Annotated in this window: 20 protein-coding genes; 8 read left to right on the plus strand and 12 right to left on the minus strand. The window is 58.6% G+C overall.

Annotation, left to right across the window (positions count from 1 at the left end; genetic code table 11):
- The 5 genes from AAAB35_RS22410 to AAAB35_RS22430 all read left to right on the plus strand — a co-directional run.
- Positions 1–427 (plus strand): DUF4381 domain-containing protein (locus AAAB35_RS22410; RefSeq protein WP_340670483.1); only part of this gene is annotated, 427 nt, incomplete at its 5' end.
- Positions 414–1,427, plus strand: coding sequence for a VWA domain-containing protein (locus AAAB35_RS22415; RefSeq protein ID WP_340670484.1), 1,014 nt, complete (start codon positions 414–416; stop codon positions 1,425–1,427). The genes AAAB35_RS22410 and AAAB35_RS22415, both read left to right, overlap by 14 nt.
- Complete coding sequence (locus tag AAAB35_RS22420; protein ID WP_340670485.1) at positions 1,424–2,992, plus strand: VWA domain-containing protein; 1,569 nt, start codon at positions 1,424–1,426, stop codon at positions 2,990–2,992. Before AAAB35_RS22415 ends, AAAB35_RS22420 begins: the two co-directional genes overlap by 4 nt.
- Positions 2,989–4,350, plus strand: coding sequence for a BatD family protein (locus AAAB35_RS22425; RefSeq protein ID WP_340670486.1), 1,362 nt, complete (start codon positions 2,989–2,991; stop codon positions 4,348–4,350). Before AAAB35_RS22420 ends, AAAB35_RS22425 begins: the two co-directional genes overlap by 4 nt.
- A 68-nt stretch (positions 4,351–4,418) precedes the next feature.
- Positions 4,419–5,393 (plus strand): formylglycine-generating enzyme family protein, encoded by a 975-nt coding sequence (locus AAAB35_RS22430; RefSeq protein WP_340670487.1) that lies wholly within the window; start codon positions 4,419–4,421, stop codon positions 5,391–5,393.
- Positions 5,394–5,519: 126 nt separating this feature from the next.
- Here the strand turns inward: AAAB35_RS22430 and AAAB35_RS22435 are convergent, their stop codons facing one another.
- A complete protein-coding gene (locus AAAB35_RS22435) occupies positions 5,520–7,232 on the minus strand; it encodes a cache domain-containing protein (protein ID WP_340670488.1) in 1,713 nt (570 codons plus the stop codon).
- Positions 7,233–7,472: 240 nt separating this feature from the next.
- On the opposite strand from AAAB35_RS22435, the gene AAAB35_RS22440 reads away from it, so the two are divergent.
- Positions 7,473–8,129 (plus strand): hemolysin III family protein, encoded by a 657-nt coding sequence (locus tag AAAB35_RS22440; RefSeq protein ID WP_340670489.1) that lies wholly within the window; start codon positions 7,473–7,475, stop codon positions 8,127–8,129.
- Positions 8,130–8,134: 5 nt separating this feature from the next.
- On the opposite strand, the gene AAAB35_RS22445 is transcribed toward AAAB35_RS22440, so the two are convergent.
- The 4 genes from AAAB35_RS22445 to AAAB35_RS22460 form a co-directional block, all read right to left on the minus strand.
- On the minus strand, positions 8,135–8,533 hold the full coding sequence (locus AAAB35_RS22445; RefSeq protein WP_340670490.1) for a hypothetical protein: 399 nt from the start codon (positions 8,531–8,533) through the stop codon (positions 8,135–8,137).
- 143 nt (positions 8,534–8,676) lie between these two features.
- On the minus strand, positions 8,677–9,570 hold the full coding sequence (locus AAAB35_RS22450) for a substrate-binding domain-containing protein (protein ID WP_340670519.1): 894 nt from the start codon (positions 9,568–9,570) through the stop codon (positions 8,677–8,679).
- Between the two features lie 104 nt (positions 9,571–9,674).
- Complete coding sequence (locus AAAB35_RS22455; protein WP_340670520.1) at positions 9,675–10,949, minus strand: ABC transporter permease; 1,275 nt, start codon at positions 10,947–10,949, stop codon at positions 9,675–9,677.
- Positions 10,950–10,987: 38 nt separating this feature from the next.
- Positions 10,988–12,544, minus strand: coding sequence for a sugar ABC transporter ATP-binding protein (locus AAAB35_RS22460; protein ID WP_340670491.1), 1,557 nt, complete (start codon positions 12,542–12,544; stop codon positions 10,988–10,990).
- Between the two features lie 110 nt (positions 12,545–12,654).
- On the opposite strand from AAAB35_RS22460, the gene AAAB35_RS22465 reads away from it, so the two are divergent.
- Entirely contained in the window at positions 12,655–13,359 is a 705-nt protein-coding gene (locus AAAB35_RS22465; RefSeq protein WP_340670492.1) for a GntR family transcriptional regulator, read from the plus strand.
- Positions 13,360–13,367: 8 nt separating this feature from the next.
- On the opposite strand, the gene AAAB35_RS22470 is transcribed toward AAAB35_RS22465, so the two are convergent.
- The 4 genes from AAAB35_RS22470 to AAAB35_RS22485 all read right to left on the minus strand — a co-directional run bounded on the left by AAAB35_RS22470 (position 13,368) and on the right by AAAB35_RS22485 (position 17,746).
- Entirely contained in the window at positions 13,368–13,940 is a 573-nt protein-coding gene (locus AAAB35_RS22470) for a DUF1349 domain-containing protein (RefSeq protein ID WP_340670493.1), read from the minus strand.
- A 23-nt stretch (positions 13,941–13,963) separates the two neighbouring features.
- A complete protein-coding gene (locus AAAB35_RS22475; RefSeq protein WP_340670494.1) occupies positions 13,964–15,022 on the minus strand; it encodes an ABC transporter ATP-binding protein in 1,059 nt (352 codons plus the stop codon).
- Positions 15,019–16,524 carry an iron ABC transporter permease gene (locus tag AAAB35_RS22480; protein WP_340670495.1) on the minus strand — a complete coding sequence of 502 codons (1,506 nt, stop codon included), beginning with the start codon at positions 16,522–16,524 and terminating at the stop codon, positions 15,019–15,021. The genes AAAB35_RS22475 and AAAB35_RS22480 overlap by 4 nt, the downstream gene beginning before the upstream one ends.
- A gap of 205 nt (positions 16,525–16,729) precedes the next feature.
- Entirely contained in the window at positions 16,730–17,746 is a 1,017-nt protein-coding gene (locus tag AAAB35_RS22485) for an iron ABC transporter substrate-binding protein (protein WP_340670496.1), read from the minus strand.
- A 224-nt stretch (positions 17,747–17,970) separates the two neighbouring features.
- Here AAAB35_RS22485 and AAAB35_RS22490 point away from each other — a divergent pair, with 224 nt between their 5' ends.
- On the plus strand, positions 17,971–18,969 hold the full coding sequence (locus AAAB35_RS22490; protein ID WP_340670497.1) for a bile acid:sodium symporter family protein: 999 nt from the start codon (positions 17,971–17,973) through the stop codon (positions 18,967–18,969).
- Between the two features lie 16 nt (positions 18,970–18,985).
- On the opposite strand, the gene AAAB35_RS22495 is transcribed toward AAAB35_RS22490, so the two are convergent.
- The 3 genes from AAAB35_RS22495 to AAAB35_RS22505 form a co-directional block, all read right to left on the minus strand.
- Entirely contained in the window at positions 18,986–20,368 is a 1,383-nt protein-coding gene (locus AAAB35_RS22495; protein ID WP_340670498.1) for an AcvB/VirJ family lysyl-phosphatidylglycerol hydrolase, read from the minus strand.
- A complete protein-coding gene (mprF, locus tag AAAB35_RS22500; RefSeq protein ID WP_340670499.1) occupies positions 20,365–22,995 on the minus strand; it encodes a bifunctional lysylphosphatidylglycerol flippase/synthetase MprF in 2,631 nt (876 codons plus the stop codon). Before mprF ends, AAAB35_RS22495 begins: the two co-directional genes overlap by 4 nt.
- Before the next feature lie 185 nt (positions 22,996–23,180).
- On the minus strand, positions 23,181–23,660 hold the full coding sequence (locus AAAB35_RS22505; RefSeq protein WP_340670500.1) for a hypothetical protein: 480 nt from the start codon (positions 23,658–23,660) through the stop codon (positions 23,181–23,183).
- Positions 23,661–23,908: the final 248 nt, after the last annotated feature.

Here is a 23,908-nt window from a genome sequence, read left to right on the forward strand (position 1 = left end):
GTCGTGGGTCCCGCAAACCTGGGGCTGGGGGTTGTTGGCGATCATCTTTCTGGCTGCAATCGCAATCACTTGCTGGAATTGGCTGAAAAAACGCAGAGCCAATCGCTATCGGCGGGATGCCTTGGCAATACTCGCCCAGCTCGAAAGCGATGGTAATCCCGAGACGATCAACAGGGAGGTGCCTAAACTTGTAAAACGGGTTGCACTTGCCGCCTGGCCGCGCGATACCGTCGCTTCGCAAAGCGGCGACGCATGGGTCGCATTCCTGCGAAATTCGATGCCGGATCGAACGCTCGGTGAGGATCTAGCCCGTGTGCTCGACGATCTGGAATATCGCCCGGCAAAAGCGAGTGGCACTTCCGGCGACACAAAACAGTTGCTCGCGAGCGCGCGCCACTGGATCGAGAAGCACCATGTACCAGCTTGATTTCCCCTGGTTGCTTGCGCTGTTGCCGCTCCCGATTCTGATCTGGTGGCTGCTCCCGCCCTACCGCTCTGAATCAGCTTCGGTACGCATTCCATTCTTTGAGGAAGTGACACAGGCTGCAGGAATTGCCCCGACGACCGGATCGCTTGTGACGCGCAGAACGTGGCCACAACTGATGGTGGCAACGATCTGCTGGTTTCTTGTGGTCGTCGCCCTTGCCCGTCCGCAATATGTCGAACCGCCAATCGAGAAGACCGAGCCGCAGCGTGATCTAATGCTGGCGATTGACCTTTCGCAATCGATGGAAACGAAGGACTTTCGCGATCCAGGCGGTACCTTGATCTCGCGCATAGATGCAGTCCACAAGGTCGTCGGCGACTTCGTCAGCAAGCGACCGGGCGACCGTATCGGTCTCATTGCCTTTGGTGATGCCCCCTATCCCCTGGTGCCGTTCACGATGGACCATTCCACGGTAGAGACCATGATCGCCGAGACGCTGCCCGGCATGGCTGGTCCGCGGACATCGCTTGGCGACGCCATTGGCCTTGCAATCAAGATGTTCAAGGACACGACGGCCCCCGAAAAGGTGCTCGTCGTGCTCACCGACGGCAACGACACGGCGAGCACAATGCCGCCGTCGAAGGCTGCGGACATCGCCAAGGATGCGAAAATCACGATTCATACCGTGGGTATCGGCAATCCCGAGGCATCTGGAGAGGCGAAACTCGACACCACCACGCTTGAAAAGATTGCCGCAACGACCGGCGGACGCTACTTCTTCGGGCAGGACCAGGTTGGGTTGCAGGATATCTATGCGACGCTCGACCGGATCACTCCCATGAACCAGAAAACGCTTTCCTGGCGTCCGCGCATCGAATTGTTTCACTACCCTCTTGGTGCCGCGCTGCTGCTGGCTATCTGCTATCATCTGTGTGCTTTCCTGTTGGCGCGGCTGCGAAACCGCGCTTCGATGGCGCCAGAACCGGTGAGCGGCCGATGATCGCCGACTTCCACTTCCTGCGGCCCTGGTGGCTCCTCGCGATCCTCGCGGCCATCGCAATTCCATGGCTGGCGTCGCGTCAGTCCGACATGAGGTTGCGCTGGCGCGAAATGATCGCGCCACAACTGCTCGACCACCTCGTATCCGACGATCCATCCAAGGGCCGGTTGCGGCCCTATCATCTAACGGCGATCCTTATCGCCCTGGGCGCCCTCGCTCTTGCTGGCCCGACGTGGCAACGCGAACTGCCACCTTTCGTTCAGGACGAGGCCCCGCTGGTGATTGCGATCGACCTGTCGCAGACAATGGATGCGATCGACGTCACGCCGTCGCGGCTCGAAAGGTTGAAACTCAAGGTCCATGACATCTTGGCGGCGCGTCCAGCCGCGAGGACCGCCATCATCGCCTATGCCGGGTCGGCGCATCTGGTTCTGCCGCTGACCGACGATGCGGCTCTTGTCCGCACCTATGTCGACGCCCTCGCAACGCGGATCATGCCGGTTGCCGGCAAGAACACCACGGTTGCATTGGCGGCGGCAGAGAAGGCGCTCGCAAACGCGCAGGCACCCGGAACGATCCTTCTCATGACTGATGGCGTCGATACCCCTTCATTTGAAGCTGTCACCCGCTTCAGCAGTCAGAACAACGTGATCCTCCTCGCAATTGGCACTCCTGAAGGCGGACCGGTCAAAACCAGCGACGGAAATTTCGCCAGCGACGCAGCGGGGAACCGTCTCTTTGCCAAGCTCGACGTAGATGCCCTGAAGCGACTGCAGAGCGCAGGCGACTTCAGCGTCGCCACCTTTACCAGTGACGATAGCGACGTGCGCTGGATCGTTGATCGGATCAAAACGCACTTCGCACAGAAGGCTGCCGAGGCGGAGACGCGCTGGCGCGACTTTGGCTGGTGGCTGACCATCCCGGTTGTTCTACTTGCGGCGCTCTCCTTCCGGCGCGGTTGGGTCGTCCGTTGGGCCGGAATACTCCTCGCGTTCCATCTTGTTGCCAGCCCCGACATGTCGATGGCCGCCGATCTGAGCTTCGGCAATATGTGGCTGACGCCCGACCAGCAGGGACGGTTTGCTTACGAACGAGGCGATTATCCGGGCGCGGCAGCACACTTCAAGGACAGCGAGTGGCGGGGGGTTTCGCTGTATCGTGCCGGTAAATTCAGCGAGGCTGTCGACGCGTTCGCAACGCAGGATACGGCCGAGGCCTGGTATAACCAGGGTAACGCGCTGCTCCACCTCGGGCGGCTGGATCAGGCTGTCGCCGCCTATAAGCGTGCCTTGGAACTGCGCAAGGACTGGCCGGAAGCCAAAGCCAATCTCGCCATCGCCGAACGGCTTGTTTCCCTGCAAAAGCAGGAAGAGCAGGAACAGCAGCAAGACCCCAATCTCAAGCCCGATCAGGTTCAGTTCGACGAAAAGGGTAAGCAAGGCAAGAAAGGGCAGGTCAACGTTGCCGAACAGGCGGCTGACATCTGGATGAAGAACATCGCGGTCAGTCCTGCCGATCTTCTCGCCCGCAAGTTCGCTATCGAGGCTGGAGGCGCGCGTCAATGAGGCTTCCGCCGTGGATTTTTGCGCTCTTCCTGCTGTTGGCATTTCCGGCCAAAGCGGCCGAACCCTTCGCCGAAGCCTCAGTCGGCACAAAGGGCAAGATCGTCATCGGGCAGCAGGTCAGCATCGACGTCGATGTTTACGTTCCGAACTTCTTCACCTCGCCGCCGCAATTTCCGTTGCTCGACATCGCGAATGCAATCGTTACCCTCCCCGATGAACGGGCACAGAATCTCGTCAAGTCCGTGAACGGCGAAGAGTTTTCCGGCATTCGCCGTACGTATCTCATCATTCCCCAGGTGGCCGGCGAATTCACGCTGCCGCCGGCAACTGTTCCGCTTGGCTACGCCAAGGTACCCGGCCAGTCGACGGAAGCCGTGGTAAATCTGCCATCGATTACTTTTGCGGTCGACGATTTGCCACCTGAAGCGCAAGCATCGGCATTTTCGGCCACCAACGCTGAACTCAGCCAAACCTTGGACGGCGATCCGGCCAAACTCAAGGTCGGCGATACGCTCGTACGCACGGTCACTCTTTTTGCCACAGCGACGAGGGCGATGATGCTGCCACAATTGCAATTTGATACGCCCGACAGCGTGAAACTATACCGGCAATCACCGGTCCTCGCGGATGGGGTCAGCGGCCCGAACCGTGAACAAGGGAGCCAGCGAACTGACCGCGTCACCTACATGATGGACAGGGAGGGCACGTTCACGCTTCCTCCTCTCGTGGTTGATTGGTTTGACACCCAAAGCATGCAGCCGCAGCGCACCGAGTTGAAATCCATCGTGCTTACCGTTAAAGCTGGGCCTCCCACGACCAATGTCATTCCGCCGGAACTTCCCAAGGCAGATGATGACTCTCACCGGCTTTCCGTTCGCGCGGTGATAGGCATTAGCCTGGTGGTTCTCGCCCTCGTCCTGTTGGTTCTGCTCGTCCGTGGCCTGTTGCCTCGGTTGCGGCGATGGGTTGATGCCCGCCGGGAGGCGCGGGCTCAATCCGAACACACCCGTTATCGGCAAGTTTTGACCGCGCTCAATTCCGGTGATGCGAAGACCGCCTATGCAGCGCTCAATCTTTGGACGAAAGCCATGGGATTCAAGAGTGCAACGGAATGGGCCACCACCAGCGGCGACAAGACGCTTCAAACCGCATTGGCGGCATTCGAGCGGGATCTCTTCGGCCCACCCCACTCTGCGACGCAAGGTAGCGCGCGCATCCTGACCTCGGCCATCTTGGCGTGGCGCGTGCGCAATCCCGGGCGCAACCGTCGCTCCGCTACAGTTGCGCCAGCCCTTCCTCCGCTCAATCCTCCTGTCGGCGATGACTGGCAGCAGAACGCTAGAAATCCCGGTTTGTAACCGTAACGTACTTCAGTCATGGCCCTTTCGCGGCGATGCTCCCACAAGTTGAACTCGGAGACCGAAGAATGCCAGTCGCAGCCCAGCATGATGGCCTCAGCGAGCAGTTGAAATCGGAGGACGGCCGTATCTGGATCCCTGGAAGAACCTTCATGATGGGTTCTGACAAGCACTATGCTGAGGAGGCCCCGACTCATCCGGTCGAGGTTGACGGCTTCTGGATCGATGCAACGCCCGTCACCAACCGCCAGTTCACCGAATTCGTTAAAGCCACCGGGCATGTGACCGTTGCCGAAAAGGCACCTGATCCAAAGGATTATCCGGGTGCCTTGCCACACATGTTGAAGCCGGGGTCGCTAATGTTCGACCCGCCAACGCGGCCCGTCACGAGCCCCGACATTTCCCAGTGGTGGACTTACAAATTCGGGGCCGATTGGCGCCATCCGTATGGACGGCGCAGCGATTTGCGCGGCAAACTCGACCACCCTGTCGTGCACGTTGCCTGGCACGATGCCAAGGCCTACGCAGACTGGGCTGGCAAGGACCTTCCGACGGAGGCCGAATGGGAACTCGCCGCCCGTGGCGGACTTGATGAGGCCGAATATACATGGGGAGACGAACTTACGCCGGGCGGCCGGCAAATGGCCAATACGTGGCAAGGCATCTTTCCCCATCACAACCTTCGCTCCCAAGGCGACGACCGGACATCACCCGTCCACAGATTTCCACCAAACGGTTATGGCGTTTACGACATGATCGGAAATGTGTGGGAGTGGACGGGTGATTTCTGGTCAACCCGCCATCCGGAGCCAGCGGCAAAGGCGTGCTGCATACCGCTTAATCCCCGTGGCGGCCCGGTCGATGCGAGCTACGACCCCCACCAGCCTCAGATCCGAATTCCGCGGCGGGTTCTAAAAGGCGGATCGCATTTATGCGCACCCAACTACTGCCGGCGTTACCGGCCAGCGGCAAGGCATGCCGAACCTGAGGACACTTCGACCAGTCACGTCGGTTTCCGCTGCGTCAAGCGCCCCGACCGATAGTCGACCCCGGGCTGACGGGAGTCTGGTAATTCCCCAAGCGGCGTTGCTTCTCCAGCATTTTACGGGCATTCCACCAGTCAACATAGGCTAGATCAGCCAGTTCGACGCCAAACTTAAACGCCCCTTTTAACCGCGCACTTGCACCGAGAGTGTGGTTCCCTTCTTGCTGGTGGAGATATCGAGCAGGCCGTTGAAGGGCCTTAGCCGCGCTTCCATTCCGGATAGCCCAACGCCGACTATCCTGCGATTTCTCCGTTCAATGCCGATGCCGTCATCCTTTACAGTCAGCGACAGCGTGGAATGTGCATCGCTGCCCTGACGCACAAGCCTTATCGTGGCGTGGCGGGCGTGGGAGTGGCGGTAGATGTTCGTGAGTGCCTCCTGAACGATACGAAATATCGCCAGTTCGACCCCGGCCGGGGGCCGTTTCGTTCCGATTTCCGGCGCGACGCGCAGCTCGATTTCGAGCCCGCTCCGCTCTTCGAAGCCGACAACGAGCAGTTCGAGCGCATTGGGCAGGCCCGACTCGTCAAGCATCGGCGGGTGCAGGAGATAGGAAAGGGTGCGCAGTTCCTCGTTGCTTTGCACGATGAGTTCAGCCGCCCGATTCAATGCCCGCGACGTCTCGTCATCAACGTCCGCGATGCGCGATCTGGCATTATCAAGCTCCATTGCCGCCCCGATCAGATGCTGGCCGGTGGAATCGTGCAGGTCGCGCGCTATGGAGCGGCGCTCCTCATCCTGAGATACAAGAACACGCTCGCTTACCTCGCGGAGTGACTCATTCGAATAGAGCAGCGCAATCGAATTGCGGCGCGCCATCCACGCGGTCGTCATGAATGCCGCAAGGGCGGTTGCAAGCACAGCGCCGTAGACGAAGACCGATTGCCACCAACCGGTCATCAACTTTCCCTCGTCGATGGCATAGCTCACATAGAACGGGAAGGCCTCCACCTTTCTATAGGCCACCAGCCGGTCGGCCCCGTCGCCCGGCGAAATGCCGCTAACGACCCCTGCAGTGGGATTGGATTCCACAGCGGACGCGAACCAGGCAGGAGCCTCTTTGCCGTCTTGCGCGAACGGAACATTGACGACGACTCTGCCATCGTTTCGCAAGAGTTGCGCAACGTCCGAAGGCGAAGCGGCACCATTGAACAGATTGGAAAAGTATTCGAGCGGCATAGTGATCAATATCAATCCATCGAACTTCCCGTCCTGCCGGTGCAAGGCCTTGCTCATCGTCAGAGAAAGTTTTCCATGAACCCTGCCGATGAGGGGTTCGCCAATGAAGGTCTCACGCAAGGGATTGTCGCGCAGGTAGCGGTAGTAATCGCGGTCCGTCACGCTGAACGACTTGGCGGGAAATCCTTCGCTGTAGGCGACGAGTGAGCCCTCCCTGTTGACGAGGGCAATGACGCCCGAGTGTTTCAGGAATTGCTTCTGCTCGGCCAGGATGGTTGCCACAGCTGGCGACGCCACGATGTCCCTCCAGGACATCGGATCGATTTCCGAGGAAATGTTGCGCAAGACCATCTCGTTCGCTTCGAGGATTTTGCTGACATAGGCCTCGAGGAGCGCGGTCTTCTGGCGCAACTGAACCTTGGACTCGACGATCATCCTATCCCTGCTCTCGCCCACGCCAATGATGAAGACAAGAATGATCGCGGCGACGCTGAGGAAGAGCAGAAGTCCATAGGGAAGCAGCGGCAATGGACGGGAATGCGGCCGAATTTCGCCGCTCAGCGCCTTGCCATCCGGCGCCATCACGCCAAGGCGGCGCAGGAACGCAGGTACTCCTGCAAATGTCGCCCGATCACTATATCTGCGCAGAAAATTCAACGGCCACCCCCAACTCGGAGCGGTCGCTCGGCGTCCGCTCCGGTTTTTCTATACTGCAATCCTCTCAAGTAAAAATGAATGTCATTACGAATGTAATTACCTAGCATTGTTACACATTCTCCCGCATTGCGCATCGGGATTCTCCTGATTGGCCATCGAGAGGATGCCGGTGGATTTTCGGTTGTTAAAAGCCCAGAATGAAATACGCTGCTTGCGCACCGCCGAGATTCAGGAACTCTTTTGACAAGATCGCAGTTACGAGCACTACCCGTTACGATCTTCCGACGTTATTCGGTCGCGGAGCTTTGGGCGGATGGCGTCGTTCATGTTCTTGGCACGACCCTCGCAATCGTCGCATCGGTCATTCTCCTGACGATCGTGCTCGGTCAGCCGGCACGAGGCACGTCGACCGCAACGGCCGTCTATGTTGGGACACTGGTACTTTCGATGGGGCTCTCGGCCACGTACAACATCTGGCCGGACTCTTCGATCAAGTATTTCCTGCGCCGTTTCGACCATTCGGCCATTTATCTGCTGATTGCCGGAACCTATACCCCGTTCATGGCCAAATCCGGCACGTGGTGGCTTCTCGCCAGTGTCTGGGCCACTGCCATTGCCGGCGTCGTCCTGAAACTCCTGATGCCGGGACGGTTCGACCGGCTCGCAATAGGGCTGTATCTCGCCCTTGGATGGAGTGGTGTTGCCGCCTATCGCCAACTTGAGGGCGCGTTATCAGCCTCTGCGCTGTGGCTGATCCTTGCGGGAGGAATCGTCTACTCCTGCGGCGTCATATTCCATGTTTTCGAACGCTTGCCCTTCCATAACGCGATATGGCACACCTTCGTCCTCACTGCGGCGAGCATCCACTTTGCCGCCGTTTGCGCCGTGGTCGTTTAGACCCTTTACTGCGTGTCCACGGTCGGCTGATCCTGCCCGCTTTTTGGCGCAGTGAACGGCATGGTGAACACTTGCCCGCCGATACCGGCAGCAAGACCCGACGAGAAGGTCAACGGCATGCAGGATTCGATGGCGCCGATCGCTGACCCGACGAATTGTTCACGCGCCTTTTCGTCGCCGTCTACAGCGATATTGGTCGGTTGGGGCGCGCCTATCAGGGTTCCATCGCGTTTGAAGCTGAAACTCAGCGTCACCGTGCCTTTCCAATCCGAAGCGGGCTTCCAACATGCGGCTATGGCCTGTCCGACGTCATCCATAGTTTGCAATGGTTCGGCGGAAGAACCGTTCATCGACGCGGCGCTTACGGCAAACACAATTGCGGCGGCAAAGGCGTGCTGCTTCATGTCGGTACCTCCATCCAATTGCTCTATGTCGCGGCGCTGCGAGCCACCCCACCGCCAAATCATAGCGCAGAAGCTTGCAATAACAATAAGATGTCGGAGAAAATCGAGCCGCGCAAAAATGTGCGGCTCGACATTGTGGAAGCTTAGAGCCCATTCGCCTTCAGGATTGCAGGCGCATTTTCCTTCGTAATCGTTTCCGTGCCAAGAACGATCTTTTTCTCGACCTTTTCGCCCGCAAGCACCTTCAAAGCTTGACGCAGCCCCTCGGCGCCTGGCGTTGGGTAGAGGAACGTTGCGGCGAGTTCACCCTTGTTGACCCACTGGACGCCTTCATTGGGAAGTCCGTCAACGCCGAGAAAGAGGATATCCTTCTCACGGCCAGCGTCCTTCGCGGCAAGGTAGGCGCCATAGGCCATGGGGTCGTTATGGCCATAGACCATTGTAATGTCTTCATGGTTGCGCAGTGCGGTCGCCATGATGTTGTAGGCCTGATCTTGCTTCCAGTCGCCCGACTGCTTGTCGAGCAGATACTTGATGCCCGGTTCAGCGTCCGTATACTTGTGGAAGCCATTGCTGCGATCATGGCTCGCCTGAGTCCCGAGCCCGCCCCAGACTTCAACCACAGTTCCCTTTGCCTTGCCCTTCCCGCCGAGACGCTCGACGGCATATTTGCCGGCCGCTTCGCCGATCACCACATTGTCGCCGCCGATCCATTGGGTGTATTTTTCGGTATCAACGTTTCGGTCGAGTACGATGACCGGGATACCGGCATCCATTGCCTTCTCGACGACGCCGGTCAGGCCTGCCGATTCCTTGGGGGAAATCAGGATCGCATCCACCTCCTGCCGAATGAAGTTCTCGACATCGGCCACCTGCTTTTCAGTCTTGTCCTGGCCGTCGGCAACCAGCAGCTCGACATTGGCGTGCTTCTTGGCCTCCGCTTCGAGATCCTTGTTGAACTGAACGCGCCAGGGTTCGACGGTCGTCACCTGGCTGAAGCCGATCGTGTATTTGTCCTTGGCTTGCGCTGAGGACATGTTGAAGGCGACAGGTGCGATCAGGGCCGTCGCAAGTGCCCATGTGGCAAACTGTCTGCGGGTTATGCTCATTATCTCTCTCCCTTTTGCTGTGGTTATGCGCGTTATTCGCCGTGCCGATGTGTTTCCGTCTGCTGACTGGTCACGGATCTGTCGGGTGCGTTGCGCACCTTGAGCTGGGAAAGGAAGAACATCCAACCACTTGAGCGGCGTTCCTGAAGTAGGACCGCCACGATAATGATGATGCCCTTCAAGACAAGCTGGGTATTGCTGTCGATGTTGTTGAGCTGTAGGATATTGCTGAGAAAGCCGAATATAAGCACGCCGACCAGCGTGCCGATCATCGACCCTCGACCGCCCATGAGGCTCGTTCCGCCGATGACAACGGCGGCAATTGCATCAAGTTCAAGGCCCATGCCGGCATCGGGTTTCCCCTGACGATATTGCGCCACGTAAAGAATGCCGGCGAGAGCCGCGAGATAGCCCGATATCGCATAGACGGTGATCTTGACGCGCCAGACGGGAACGCCGGCGAGCCGTGCGGCTTCCTCGTTGCCACCGATCGCATAAATGTAGCGGCCGAACTTCGTGAACTTCAGGATGATCCAGAAAAGAACGATGATGCCGGCAAAGATGACGCCTGGAACCGGGATGATCCCGAAGATGAGCGAGCGCAACGCCTCGAAATCCTCAGTGGCATTGCTGCCAGTATAGACCGGCCAGACCGCCGTGTTTTGCCCCGCAGTCAATCGGGCAACGCCGAGACCCGCCACCATCATTGCGAGCGTGACGATGAACGGCTGCAGCCTGCCGCCCACGATGACAACACCGTTGATCGCTCCGAGCATGAGGCCGACCGCGGGAACGACAAGAAGGACAAGCAGAACGCCTGCCTTGCTGCCGGAATTCGAAGCAACCCGCAATGCGATGAGAAGAGCTGCGACCAACGCCACGACCAGTGCAACCTTTGACATGCCGGGTGCGGCTTCCGCGTGTACCGCGCGCCGTTGAACCCTCAGGGCAAAGGACATGGTGCCAAGGACGACGAAGAAGGCAAGAAGAAATACGGCCGGAACTCCGAGCAGATAGGCGGATGACCAACCCTCATTGGTAAGGAGCATTGCACAGACCACAGAGCCCAATGCCAGGACCGAGCCCACCGACAGATCAATCCCGGCAATGAGAATGACCAGTGTCATACCGACGGCGGTGATGCCAGTGACGGAGATTTGACGGAAGACATCCGATAAGTTGCCAAACGACAGGAATATATTGTGCCCCTTGGAGGAGACCGGCGAAGAGAGCACGCCTACCGCAAACAGCAGCGCCAAGCCCCAGTAGAGCTTTGTGGCCTTAACGACGCCCTTCAGCCACTCCATAGTATTCGATGATGACATTGCGCGCTCGCCTGGATCGGTCATGCAGCTGCTCCGGTGAGGGCATTGCCTAATGGCGTTGCCAACTCCATGACACGCTCTTCAGAAAAATCATGCGCCTCAATAATGCCTGCCGCCCTTCCTTCGCACATGACAAGAATGCGGTTCGAAAGCGAAAGCAATTCCGGAAGTTCCGAGCTGACCATCACGATCGCGACGCCCGATCCTGCAAGCCTTTTGAGAAGATCGTAAATCTCCTCCTTTGCGCCGACATCGATGCCGCGCGTCGGCTCGTCGAGCAGGACGACACGCGGTCTCGTCTCCAGCCATTTGCCGAGAACCACCTTCTGCTGGTTTCCGCCACTGAGTTCATCGATCCCCTGATCAGTTCCCTCGCACCGGACGCGCATGGCAGTGATGATGCGACCGGCAACCGTATCTTCACGCGTCTTGCTGATCCAGCCGAGCGGCGCAAGCCATGGCAGCGATGGCAGCACGGCATTGGAACGGATGTCGGCATGCATCAGAAGTCCGGTCCCCTTGCGGTCCTCAGTAAGGAACGCAATCCCTTTACTGACGGAACGGCGCGGTGTGAGCGACTGCGCCGCCTGGTTGATGCCGGCGCGCTCGACGCATCCCGTGCGCTTGCCGATGGCCGCGCCAAAGATGAGCTCCAAGACTTCCGTCCGGCCCGAGCCCAGAAGTCCGCCGATGCCGAGAATTTCACCTGCATGAAGATCGAAGCTTACGTCATTGACAACACTGTGAATCCGGCCGCGCGAATTGGGTCGTTCAAGACTGAGATTGCGCACTGAAAGGACGATCGGGCTCTCCGACACCGAAGGCGCCACTTCCTGCTTCTTCACGTCCCGCCCAACCATCATTCGGATGACGTCGCGTTCGCTGATCTCTCCTGAGCGGCGCGTCGCGATAAAATTGCCGTCGCGCAAAACGGTAATCTTGTCGGCAAGAGCGAACACTTCGCTCATCCGGTGCGAAATGTAGACGATTGCAACGCCTTGGCGCGCCAGATCCCGCACGAAGGTTGCGAGCCGTTGGGCTTCAGCCTCGGACAGTGCGGATGTCGGCTCGTCAAGCACGAGGACGTCCGCATTCAGCGAAAGCGCCCTCGCAATTTCAACGAGCTGCTGCTCGCCAACACGCAGGTTCTCGACATCGGCGCGTGGATCGATATCGATGCCGAACCGGGTAAGTATTTCAGCGCTGCGTCTTTCAATTTCCGCGTAGTCGATGAAAAGACCCGCTCGGAGCGGCTCGCGTCCGAGGAAGATATTTTCCGAGACGCTCAGGGATGGAATGAGATTCAATTCCTGATGGATGATGGCGATCCCGTTGCGCTCGGCCTCCTTGGGGGTAGCGAAATCAACGGCCTCGCCGCGAACTTCCATATGTCCACCGCTGCGGCGATGTACGCCACTCAGAATCTTGACCAGAGTCGACTTTCCCGCCCCGTTCTCGCCCATGATTGCGTGGATCTCGCCCGAGTAGATATCGAGGTCGATACGGCGCAAGGCAATGACGTGCGCAAAGGATTTGCTGATCCCGCGCAACGACACAATAGGGGACTGATTATCCAAATGCTCCTCCCAAAACATTCTTCCCCGTTGGTATGTAACATGTTAGATGTTGGCGCGGGAGTCAATTGCTGCAACCACAGGTTTGGCAAGCATTCGGAGAGAACTCGACCGTGCAGATCCGTTCTGCGAGAAGGGATTTCAAGGAACAGAAGGTCGTCGCGGTCACGCGCAAGGACCAAGTCTACACTATACTGCGTCAGGCGATTATTTCATCCCAGCTCGCCCCAGGTGAAGCCATTCGCAAGGAAGTGATCGCCGCGCAGCTTGGCGTTTCACGGACTCCCGTCAGCGATGCGATAAACCGGCTAGCCGATGAGGGATTGGTCGAGATTTATCCGCAAACGGGTACGTTTGTCGCGCGGTTGTGGCTGGAGAAGATCGAGACGGCGCAATTCGTCCGGGTCGCTCTCGAAACGGCCGCCATCCGCCGAGCCACGGAACAACTGACGCCGGATGCCCTCGAACAGATGCGGCGAAACCTGGAGCGACAGCGGGAAGCCGCTACACGCAGGGATTTCGAACAGTTCTACGAACTCGATGAGGCGCTGCATGACATGATCAGCGATGCCGCCGGATTGGTGGGACTGCGCGAGATCGCATCGCGCGAAAGGAGCCAGATCGACCGGGTGCGGCGCCTCCTCCTCCATTACGAGGCGCGCATGGCGGATACACTTGTCGAACACGAAGCGATCATCGCGGCGATCGCCGAAAAGGATGCCGATCGTGCGGCCAGAACGATGGAAGCGCATATTTCGCAGATGGGCAAAATGCTTCTGCACCTTCGCAACAAACGCCCGGAATTATTCAAGGGCTAGAGCCTGAGCTAGTCGTGCAGCTTGCGGTCGATGGCAGGACCGAGACTGAACCCGCGAAAGTTTGCCGAGAACCCTGCCCTTTCCGGCGAGCAGGCCATCATTCCGACTGAAGCGTCGGTGCCCGGAAATGGCGCAAGGCGTGCCAATTGCCAAGGCGCATCATTGACAGAAAACTGAACGCGGACCGCGCTTGCGTGGCGGGTCAATCGCACGGCGACCTCATCGTCACGATCCGCATCAGGCAACGGAATGACCGACCAGTCGGATGAGCCGTTCGTGACCACGACGCTGAAATGCATCAGCCCGTCCGTATATTCGATGCCGGTCTTGATCCACGCCCGGGCGTCGATCCTTAACATCAGCCCGGCTTGATCGTAGAGTTCCCGGTAGTCGCCTTTAAAGCGGACGTGAGCCGTAAAATCGCCCTCTACCAGCGTGAGATAGGCATGACCGTTGTCGCGCGCGAAACCATAAAACGTTTCCTGCCAGAAGTCGGTTTTCGCGCCCGTCGTAACGTGCAGGTCGGCGGCATCGCCGCGATGAACTTCAGGTTCGTTCAGCCAGATAAAGTGCCCGTCCATTTGTTCGTTTCCCCGCCCAAGGATCAGGCGAAGACGTGGGCCTGACCGATCAGGCTGATCTGAACACGGCTGCCAACCGGCGGCAAGTCCATGCGCGCGCTCTTGATCAGGAGCGGCGCTGCGCGCACCTCGCCATCGATGCCGGCAAGCGACAGCGAAATCAAGCTTGACGGTCCGTTGAAATCAATCCGCGTGATCATTCCATGGCAAGCCTGCACACCGTTATGCACGCCGCTCGGCAAGGACAAGACCACCTGCTCAGGCCGCAGCATGATCTGCGCCTTGCCGCGATAGGGGGTCAATACCTCCACATGCCCAAGAGCGCAGCTCGCCCACCCGTCCTCGATCTCGGCTGGCAGGATGATTGCATCCCCAAAAAAGGCGGCGATGCCGGGATCGGAGGGCCTCATGTAAAGGTCGCGCGGCGGACCGGACTGAAGCAGCCGTCCGTCGCGTAGAATGGCAACCTGGTCGGCAAATGACAGTGCCTCGGCCTGATCATGCGTGACCAGCATGGCCGTTATCTTCTCGACCCGCAACAATTCGGCAACGGAGATACGGATCGCCTCCCGCAGCCCCGTGTCAAGCGCCGAGAATGGTTCATCAAGCAGCATCAACTTCGGCTGCCTTGCCAAAGCACGCGCCAGGGCAACCCGCTGCTGCTGACCGCCGGAGAGCTGATGAGGCCGCCTGTCGCGCATCGGCCGCGCCAGTTCCACCATGTCCATCAGTGCCAGGATGCGCTGATCTCGGTACGGCGCCTTTCGATCCAGGCCGAAACCAATATTGTCTGCCACGGTGAGGTGAGGAAAGAGTGCCCCGTCCTGCGCGACAATGCCAATGCTCCGCCGGTGTGGAGGAATGGCTGCCCGGCCCTCCGCCAGAAGTTCACCGTCCAATTCGATCCGGCCCGCGTCTGGCACTTCAAACCCGGCAATGAGGCGCAAGAGCGTGGTTTTGCCCGAACCGGACGGGCCGACGATCGCGGTGCGACTTCCGGCGGCGACATCGATGCTGACGGCGTCGAGGGCGGTAACCCGTCCATAGCGTTTGGTGACGGTTCTTACTGAAAGGAAGGTCATCGTCCGGCCATTCGCTTCGATTGGATGTAGAGCAGCAATGTCATGGGCAGGGAAAAGAGAACCATCAACAGTGCGTAGGGTGCAGCCGCCACGTAGTCAATCTCACTCGTCAGCGACCAGAATTGCGTCGCGAGCGTGCGCGTGCCGTTGGGCGAGAGCATCAGCGTGGCGGTAAGCTCGTTGGTAATGCCTAGTGCAACAAGCGCCATGCTGGCGGCAAAGCCAGGCGCCGCGAGCCGCATGGTGATCTGCGCTACGGCGTTGAACGGCGTACGGCCAAGCGCCATCGCCGCCTGTTCAAGCTCGACGGGAACTTGCGCAATGCTGGCGCGCAACCCTACGAGGGATCGCGGCAGGAACAGAAGAGCATAGGCGAGCAGCAGGGTTGCGACCGTCTGGTACAGCGGCAGAGCGAAGCGCACGGTAATGGTCACGAGCGCCAGCGCCACGACCACGCCTGGAAGCGATCCTACGTAATAGTGGCATGCCTCCATGATACGTTGGGCCCGGCCGGGCGCGCGGACGGATAGCCACGCCATCGGGAAGGTCAACACTGTCGTCAAAGCCGCTCCGGCGAGCGCGAACAAGATGGTTTGCCCCAGAGCGTTGCCAATGAGGTCAATGCGCCAAACACTGGCCCCGCCAAGGATGAGCCAGCGGCCGAGTGTCATGAAGGGAACGCCGATCGCGAGTGCCGCGGTCAATGCGCAAAGGACCAGCCCCGGCACCACCATCCAGCCAAGCGCCCGTTTGACCGGGACGCGCGCCGCGCCGGAGCCGACGCGCGCATAACGTTCGTTGCCACGGGCCGCGGCTTCAAGACCGAGTAAACCGAAGCAGCAAGCCACCAGAACGCCGGCAAGCATATTTGCTGCAGGACCGTTGTAAGCTGATTGGAACTGGTCGACGATCGCCGTCGTAAATGTGTCGAACCGGATCATCACGTAGAGACCGTACTCAGCGAGTAGATGCAGGCCGATCAGAAGAGAACCGCCGCAGATCGCCAGGCGCAGTTGCGGCAATACGGCAAAGACGAATATTCGCCATGGGCCGTTGCCGAGCGAAGCCGCGGCATCCTCGATTGCCGGATCGAGTCGCCTGATCTGCGCGGAAATCGGAAGGTAGAGAAACGGAAAATATGCGAGAACCGAAACGAGAACGCCGCCGAACAGCCCTTGCAGCCCCGGCACCAGACTAACCCAGGCATAGCTGTGAACGAAGGCGGGAACGGCGAGCGGCGCAACCGCAAGCCACGACCAGAAACGTGCGCCGGGAAGGTTCGTGCGCTCCGTGAGCCATGCGAGGGAGACCGACAGCAAGATCGAAATTGGAATCGTGAATACGAGCAGGAGAACCGTATTGATCAGTAATTCGCCGACACGTGGGCGAAAGATCAGGGCCGACGCCGTTACCCAACCGGTCTGAATGGTAATCCAGATAACAAAACCGACGGGTAGCAGCGAGAACGCCGAAACGATCGCCGCGGCGGCAAACACCGACATGCGTGGTAGCCCGCGGCGACGGCCTAGGGGAAACGGAGCTTGCAGCAATAACTCGCCTGGCTGGTTTGACTGGCTTGGCGGCAATGGAGAAATTGCTTTCCTCGTTTTGGTGCAGGAGGCCCGTTTCTGGGTTCTGCACGGAACTAGCAGCACCCCGACATTGATGCCGGAGTGCTGCGACGTGCCTTATGAACGCGACGGCCGCCTAGAGCAAGCCAGCCGCAGTCATCAAATCCGTCACCTTCTTGCTGTTGAGCTTCGAAGGTTCAACCTTGGGTGCCTTCAGGTCGGCCAGCGGTACCAGAGCGGGATTCGACGCCTCCCCCTCACCGACGGCATACTCGAAGGAATTGCCATCGCGAAGCACTGCCTGGCCGCCCTTGCCGGTTACCCATTTCAGAAAGGCTTGCGCCTGATCCTTCTTCTTGCTCGAGGCAAGCACGCCACCACCGGAAATGCTGACGAATGCACCTGGATCTTCGTTCTTGAAGTAGTGCAGAGCAACGTTCTTGCTGTTTTCGCCGGTCTTCGCCTGATCGCCGTAATAGTAGTAGTGATAGATCACGGCACCGTCGACTTCACCGGTGTTGACACCCTTCATGGCAATGCTGTTGCCCTTGAACGGCTTGGCGTTTTCCTTCATGGCCTTGAGCCAATCGGCTGTTACTTTTTCGCCCTTGAGTTCGAGCAAGGCGCTGACGATGGCCTGGAAGTCGGCGCCCGCAGGCGCTGCACCCCAGCGGCCCTTCCAGCTCTCATCCTCGAGATCGACCAGCGATTTCGGCAGCTTGTCCTCGCTCAGCTTGTTCTTGTCGTAGGCAAAAACGGTTGAACGGGCAGCGATGCCGATCCATTGCCCATTGGCCGGCCGATAGTTTTCGGGCACCTGGGCGAGGATATCCGCATTTAACGGCGCAAATAGACTTGCGTTGTCGACCAGCGCCATGGCTGGCGAGTTCTCGGTCAGGAAAACGTCCGCTGGGGAAGCTGCACCTTCCTGGACGATCTGATTGGCGAACTCCATGTCCTTGCCGTTACGGATCGTGACCTTGATGCCGGTTTCCTTGGTAAATCCGTCCGCCCATGCCTGCGTCAGGCTCTCATGTTGGGCGTTGTAAACAGTGATGCCATCAGCAGCTCCTGCCGTTGCCATCATGGTCGCACTTGCAACGCCTGACGCCACGACGAGCGCGCCAGCAAATTGCGGAAATGATATCTTCATGGAAACTACCCCCTATCAAATAGCGTCAGGACCGAGCTGATGCTTCATCCGTTGGTTAGGCAATTATGATAAAGCTTGTCAAGTTAAACCAGTGACATTTATGTGAGCGGTTGGCTCATATTTTCTGTATCTTTCACCACCTGCAAATGTGATTGTCCTGCTCCGTTTCAGGACGGCGCAGCCTGTGATAGACGAAACCATTGTATTTACATCTGGAAGTCGTAATGCGCCGCTTTTTGCCTGATAATTTCACCCTGATGTTGGTCGGGGCCGTGATCCTGGCCTCGCTCTTTCCGGTAAGCGGGGTCGCGGCGGACTATTTCGGCATGGCGACCAAGGTCGCTATTGGCATCCTGTTCTTCCTGCATGGCGCCCGTCTGTCGCGTGATGTCGTCGTTGCGGGTTTCCTGCACTGGAAATTGCACCTGACGATTCTCGCGGCGACCTTCTTGCTGTTTCCGCTCCTCGGTCTATCCACGGGGTTTCTGGTACCGAACATTCTGCCGCCAGCCCTTTATACCGGAATCCTTTTCCTCTGCGTTTTGCCCTCGACGGTGCAATCATCGATCGCATTCACCTCGATCGCCGGCGGCAACGTGCCTGCCGCGATCTGTTCAGCTTCTGCCTCGAACATTTTCGGCATGTTCCTCACGCCGTTTCTCATCGGACTGCTGCTTTCGGCGGGCGGAAACGTTGGATTTTCCCTTGATGCGTTGCAGTCCATACTTCTGCAACTTCTCGCCCCCTTCGTTCTTGGGCAAATTCTCCAGCCGTTCATTGGCAGTTTCATTCGCGGTAAACGCAAACTTCTGATGCCTTTCGATCGCGGTTCGATCCTGATGGTCGTCTACCTTGCCTTCAGCGAGTCGGTCACCGAAGGCCTTTGGCGTACCATCACCATTCGCGACCTTGCGGTTGTGATCCTCCTCGACATTGCAATCCTTGCCATAGTGCTTGCCACTACAATGTTCGGCAGCCGCTGGGCGGGTTTTTCACGCGAGGACGAGATTGCGATCACGTTCTGCGGCTCAAAAAAGAGCCTTGCGAGCGGCCTGCCGATCGCGACGGTGATCTTTGCCGGTCAGAGCATTGGCAGCATCGTGCTACCATTGATGCTCTTTCACCAGATTCAATTAATGGTATGCGCCGTCATTGCCCAGAAATATGCTGACACCGCAAAGCAACCTCGCCACCAAGAAGCCCATCCTGCGGCTCAGGCGTAAGCACGGAAGTGCAGCGTTATTTCGGCTGACGGGAGGCTATTGCCTGCATGAGCTTTGCGGCCAGCATGTCATATTTCTCATCGTAGTGATGGTCGCCCTGCAGTTCGATTTTCTCAGCGGCAGCAAGTGATGGGTTTTTGCAGGCCGTATCGTCCTCTTCGGAACCATAGACACACAGCACCTTTTCGAGCGGCAGCTTGGCGACAGCCGGCGCAACCTCATTGTCGCCCCCAAGTCCAAGCCACGCGCCGACGGAAACCTGAAATGGCGTCGTCTCTTCCGTACCGATCAAGCCGACCATTCTGATTCGTTCCTGCAATTGCTGCGGTATGTATGGCCACGAGAATGGGATTGTGTTGGCGCCAAACGAATAGCCGAGAAGAACGACCGGCAACTTTCCGGATGGATCCGCTTTCGCAACGATCCGGCTGATGTCCTTGGCGATATCCTCGGGGTTGCGCAGCGTCCAGAAATAGCGAAGCGAGTCAACACCAACGACATGGACGCCTTCCTTGGCGATGATGTCGCCGACCGATTTGTCGATATCGCGCCAACCGCCATCGCCGGAAAAGAACACGGCAAGATATTTGGGATCGCCGGTCGCGGCCGGCACATCGACGATGGGTAGCGATGCGGCGGAGGCGTCTTCTCTTGCGATCTCAACCGCTGCATCGGCAGCAATCTGAAGTCGATCCGGCTTGGTTGCACCAAGCTTCTCCTGGGCAAGGAAATATCCAGCGCTGGGCGGGCCCTTGGCTTCCGCATCCGCCTTTTCGCGTACGATCGTTCCGGGATTCGGCAGATCGGCATCATAGGAGTAACTGAAGCCCTCACCCGCCACCGCGTCATAGTCCGCGCCCTCGCACGACGGGAGCTTGGTCTTGAGACCGATTGATGGATCAATGACGACCGCACCAGCCAAGGTTGCCGCCGGCGCATCTGCAACGGAAGCATAGGCCATTACCCCGCCCTCGCCTATGCCGATCACGACGGGGTGCATGTAGGTGTCGACCGAGATCATGCGCTGCGCCTCCTTGGCGACGCCTTCAAGATCGGACACGAAATAGGTGCAGTCGCCAGTGTCCTGGTCGAGTTCCTTGCGCCATTTTTCAAGATCGACGGTCAAGACCAGAAAGTTCCTGTCGAGCAAAAGCTTGCTCAACGCTTCGTCGTCCGCGGCAAGGCCACCCTTTTGCGAAACGACGATGGCGAGGCCCGATGGCTTGCCACTCGGCTGCAGCAACGGCACGTGGCTGAGCCGTTCGGATGAAACGAGGATGCGCTTGCTCCCGGCACCGAAACCAAACTGAGGCGCATAGTGAAGGGCAGCGGAAAGCACAACGCTCACGATCAGGAGCGCCAAAATGACGAGCAGGTAGGGCCTGCGCAGGAATTTCATCGTTTGAAGACCTCAAAGGGGCTGCCGCTCACCAGATTCGTTGCATCAATAAGCGAACGGGGCGTTGCGAGGCCCGGTGGGCAAATCAGGTAGTAGGGTGTCCATTTCGGGCCAAACTTATCCTTGAAAGCACGAAGGCCGTCAAATCGATAAAATTCTGCGCCGCGTCGATAAATGAAGGAGCCGATCCGGTTCCACCGCGATGCCAGATGGCTGTCGGAGAGCCCCGACAGCGGCGCCGCGCCGAGGTTGAACCAATGATAACCTTCCGTCTTTGCCGCCATCAAGAGATTCGCGAACAGTCCGTCCATGACGACGCTTGAGGCATCCGGGACGTGGCGCATCAGGTCGACGGCGATTTCCTGCTTATCCGCACCACGCCACATATTTGCAAAGGCAACGATCTTGCCCTCCTTGCGCAGGACCGCGATATCGAAATTGGCGAGATAGGCATTTTCGAATGATCCGAGAGAAAACCGCTTCTCGGAACCCGATTTCATCTCGAGCCAGGCGTCCGAAACCTCGCGGAGTTCATCCATGATGTCCTGCGTTGCTTCCTTCGAAATGACCTCGAAGGTCACCCCCTCCTTCTCGAGACGACGCGCGGCGTAGCGCAGCGGTTGACGCTTCGAGCCCTCGAGCGAGAAATCGCTGAGATCGACGCGCGCGACTTCGCCAAGCTTCAAGGCCGTAAGGCCCATGTCGAGGAACAACGGCAGCCTTTCCGGCCCCACACCATAGAACACCGTGCGCGACCCGGTTCTATCCGCGAGGCCGCGGAACGCCCAGGCGAGGTCCGACATCACCACACCATCGCTGCCGACAGGCTCGCCCATGGATACGAGGCTGCCGCCGGAACGAGCATACATGACGAAGCCCCGTCCCTGCGGATCCATCAGGAAACGTTTGTCACCGAGAAGGGCGAGTGCATCCGAGGCTCGCGGCGACGCGGCCACGAGATCGGGCACTTGCTCGGGAATAGGCTGGGCCTTCAGCTTGCTGCGGCCGACGCCATTGATGACAGTATTGATCGTTACGGCGGCAAGGAAGGTTAGCAGCAATACGCTTGCCCGCAAGAAGCGCGAAGCCTGGGCGTCCCACGCAAACTCCCACCAGAGTTCATTGGCATATTCGACGTGGTGATAGGCGAAAAATCCGAGCCAGATCACGGCAAAGGCCGTCGTACCGATGCTGGCGAGCCAGCCCCAGGTCAGCGTGAATCTTTCATTGAGCGGTTTGCGATAGAAGGAATCGCGGAACAAGAGCAGCGTTCCCGCCATCAACGTCAGTATCAGGGCCTCTTCCCAGGCAAGACTCTTCGCCAAGGCAAAGATCGCGCCGAGGCTGAAAAGAACAAGTGCGAGGAACCATGCGCGCCAGAGCCGCCGGGCTAGTCCTCGCGCAACGATAAGGAGCGCGAGGCCGACGAAACTTGCGCCGAGATGCGACATTTCGAGAAACGGCATCGGCAGGATTTCGGCAAGCATCTCAAGGCGATAATGCATTCCTGGAACGACCGCCGAAATCAGAAGAACAATGCCGCCGAGAAAGGCGATGCCTGCGGAAAGCGGCGGAATGAGCGGCTCGAACATGCGCGCGGCCAGCATCGTCGGTGCGGCAAGGAGATGCCGTTTGCGCAATATCTCGGAGACGACGAAGCCGGCGATGGCGACAAGGAACGGGATGAGGGTATAGATGACCCGATAGGCAACAAGTGCGGCGATCGCATCCGGGTTCTGCCCGAGGCCAAGGCCCGCGACGATCGTTGCTTCAAAGGCGCCGATTCCGCCGGGCGCATGGCTGACGATGCCGAGGGCGACCGCGACGACGTAGACCAGTGCAAATGCGGGAATGCTGCCGACCGATCCTGCTGGCAACAGGACATAGAGCGTTGCTGCGGCTGCCGCGACATCGACAAGTCCGGCCAGGATCTGCAGGAGCGCGCCCTGCGAGGACGGCAGGCGTACCGACATGCGGCCGATCTTCAGCGTGCGCGCGCGGCGCGACAACCAATAGAGAAGCACCGCGACGGCAGCGAGAATGGCCGCGCCAATCACCTGGTCAAACAAGGGGCCGAAGGAAACTACCCAGGGAATGCGTGTAGGATCGATAACGAGGGCAACCGCAATAAGGATCGTAAAGGCGAACCAGATTGCCAGCCATGAGGTGCCGATAATGCGGCCAATATCAGCAATATCGATGCCTTCAGCGGCGTAGACCCGGTAACGAAGCGCACCGCCCGTCAAAAGCGAGAAGCCCAATGCATTGGAGATGGCGTAGCCGGCACCGCCCGCCATGGCGGAAATGTGATAGGGTACGCGTTTGGGCGCGATCGTTTCCACCGCAACCACATCATATAGCGCGACGGCCGCAAAGCTGATGATCGTAAAGAGCAACGCAATCAGCAGGGTGCTGTTTGGAATGGCGTGCAGAGATCGCTTCACGTCATGCAGCGAAATTTCGCTTGAAAGGTGAGCGAGAACGAGCAGGCTCACCGCGGCAACGGCAATGCCGATAGCAGCGAAGAATGCCGATTTCGCCTTCTTGCCCCACCACGGGAGGCGGGATTGCGCGCGGGCCTCTAGCCTCTGTATTTGTTTTTCGTGGTCTGCGACAGCCGTCGTCATGGATTATTCCGAAATCAGAATGGATCTGAGGGAAGCGAATTTCACCGTTTCAAGGATGGCGCATTAGCCTTGAAATAATGGCGGGATTGAGCCGAGTGTAACGACAAGCTGATCTTTCGCCCGGCGGGGCCCGGCGAACTATATCCGATCTGTTATTACAGTCTTATTGGGAGATCAATCTCGGCTCACGCCGGGTCAAGCGACAATTGCCGATGACTCCCCGGCGCCCGCACACGGCCAATGGCCTGGCGCGGTGGCATAAGGCCCATCCCCTTCGTTACGGCCGTTGCGACTGAATTACTGTTCTGGGTAAGGAAAGAGTAGCGCAGTTCCGATTGGCGTATCCGTTCGGCAACGCCCATGGCGGCGCGCCAGCGCGCGGCGATCGTCGCGTGGTTGCCCTCGATCAGCAGCGTGGTGCGCGAAGTCGGGCGTACGTAAAATTCGGGAAAGTAGACGAGATCGCGCTTGGCATAGTCGGTAACGACGGCAGTCAGCGGCCCGCCGATCGCGCAATAGTTGAAACTCCCATCCGCGTTTGCGGCCCCGCCGTTGATTTCAAACAGCGGACGCCCGCTCTTGTCCGTCCAGACCACAAAATTGTGGCTGGCAATCCCGCCAAAACGCGGGATGGGATAGGAGCCAAAGAGAATACGGTGTTCCATCGAAATGAGCGCTCTGAGATACGAAACGGGAATGATTGAATCTCAAATACTCCATTTATTTTCAAACACAACACTGCAATTCTTCACAGATATGCGAGGTGATTTCGCTTAGCCGACGCAGAATTGCCTAAGGCGCGGCGATCGCGTGGAAATCCTGCCAAAACGCGAACGTCCGCATCAAAAGTTTTATTTTGCCAGGTTAATCCGTTTCAGCCGAAAACAAGTTGGCTTCGTCGGCAAAATTGTAT

Origin of the sequence: Phyllobacterium sp., assembly GCF_037994425.1 — a bacterium.
Taxonomy (GTDB): domain Bacteria; phylum Pseudomonadota; class Alphaproteobacteria; order Rhizobiales; family Rhizobiaceae; genus Phyllobacterium.

Bases quoted from the DNA above. Each gene is read 5' to 3' on its own strand.
- AAAB35_RS22425 (WP_340670486.1), top strand. From the start codon at position 2,989: ATGAGGCTTCCGCCGTGGATTTTTGCGCTCTTCCTGCTGTTGGCATTT.
- AAAB35_RS22475 (WP_340670494.1), bottom strand. From the start codon at position 15,022: ATGACCTTCCTTTCAGTAAGAACCGTCACCAAACGCTATGGACGGGTT.
- AAAB35_RS22490 (WP_340670497.1), top strand. From the start codon at position 17,971: ATGCGCCGCTTTTTGCCTGATAATTTCACCCTGATGTTGGTCGGGGCC.
- AAAB35_RS22445 (WP_340670490.1), bottom strand. From the start codon at position 8,533: ATGAAGCAGCACGCCTTTGCCGCCGCAATTGTGTTTGCCGTAAGCGCC.
- AAAB35_RS22420 (WP_340670485.1), top strand. From the start codon at position 1,424: ATGATCGCCGACTTCCACTTCCTGCGGCCCTGGTGGCTCCTCGCGATC.
- mprF (WP_340670499.1), bottom strand. From the start codon at position 22,995: ATGACGACGGCTGTCGCAGACCACGAAAAACAAATACAGAGGCTAGAG.
- AAAB35_RS22480 (WP_340670495.1), bottom strand. From the start codon at position 16,524: ATGTCGGTGTTTGCCGCCGCGGCGATCGTTTCGGCGTTCTCGCTGCTA.
- AAAB35_RS22450 (WP_340670519.1), bottom strand. From the start codon at position 9,570: ATGTCCTCAGCGCAAGCCAAGGACAAATACACGATCGGCTTCAGCCAG.
- AAAB35_RS22415 (WP_340670484.1), top strand. From the start codon at position 414: ATGTACCAGCTTGATTTCCCCTGGTTGCTTGCGCTGTTGCCGCTCCCG.
- AAAB35_RS22505 (WP_340670500.1), bottom strand. From the start codon at position 23,660: ATGGAACACCGTATTCTCTTTGGCTCCTATCCCATCCCGCGTTTTGGC.
- AAAB35_RS22495 (WP_340670498.1), bottom strand. From the start codon at position 20,368: ATGAAATTCCTGCGCAGGCCCTACCTGCTCGTCATTTTGGCGCTCCTG.
- AAAB35_RS22470 (WP_340670493.1), bottom strand. From the start codon at position 13,940: ATGGACGGGCACTTTATCTGGCTGAACGAACCTGAAGTTCATCGCGGC.
- AAAB35_RS22485 (WP_340670496.1), bottom strand. From the start codon at position 17,746: ATGAAGATATCATTTCCGCAATTTGCTGGCGCGCTCGTCGTGGCGTCA.
- AAAB35_RS22430 (WP_340670487.1), top strand. From the start codon at position 4,419: ATGCCAGTCGCAGCCCAGCATGATGGCCTCAGCGAGCAGTTGAAATCG.
- AAAB35_RS22455 (WP_340670520.1), bottom strand. From the start codon at position 10,949: ATGGAGTGGCTGAAGGGCGTCGTTAAGGCCACAAAGCTCTACTGGGGC.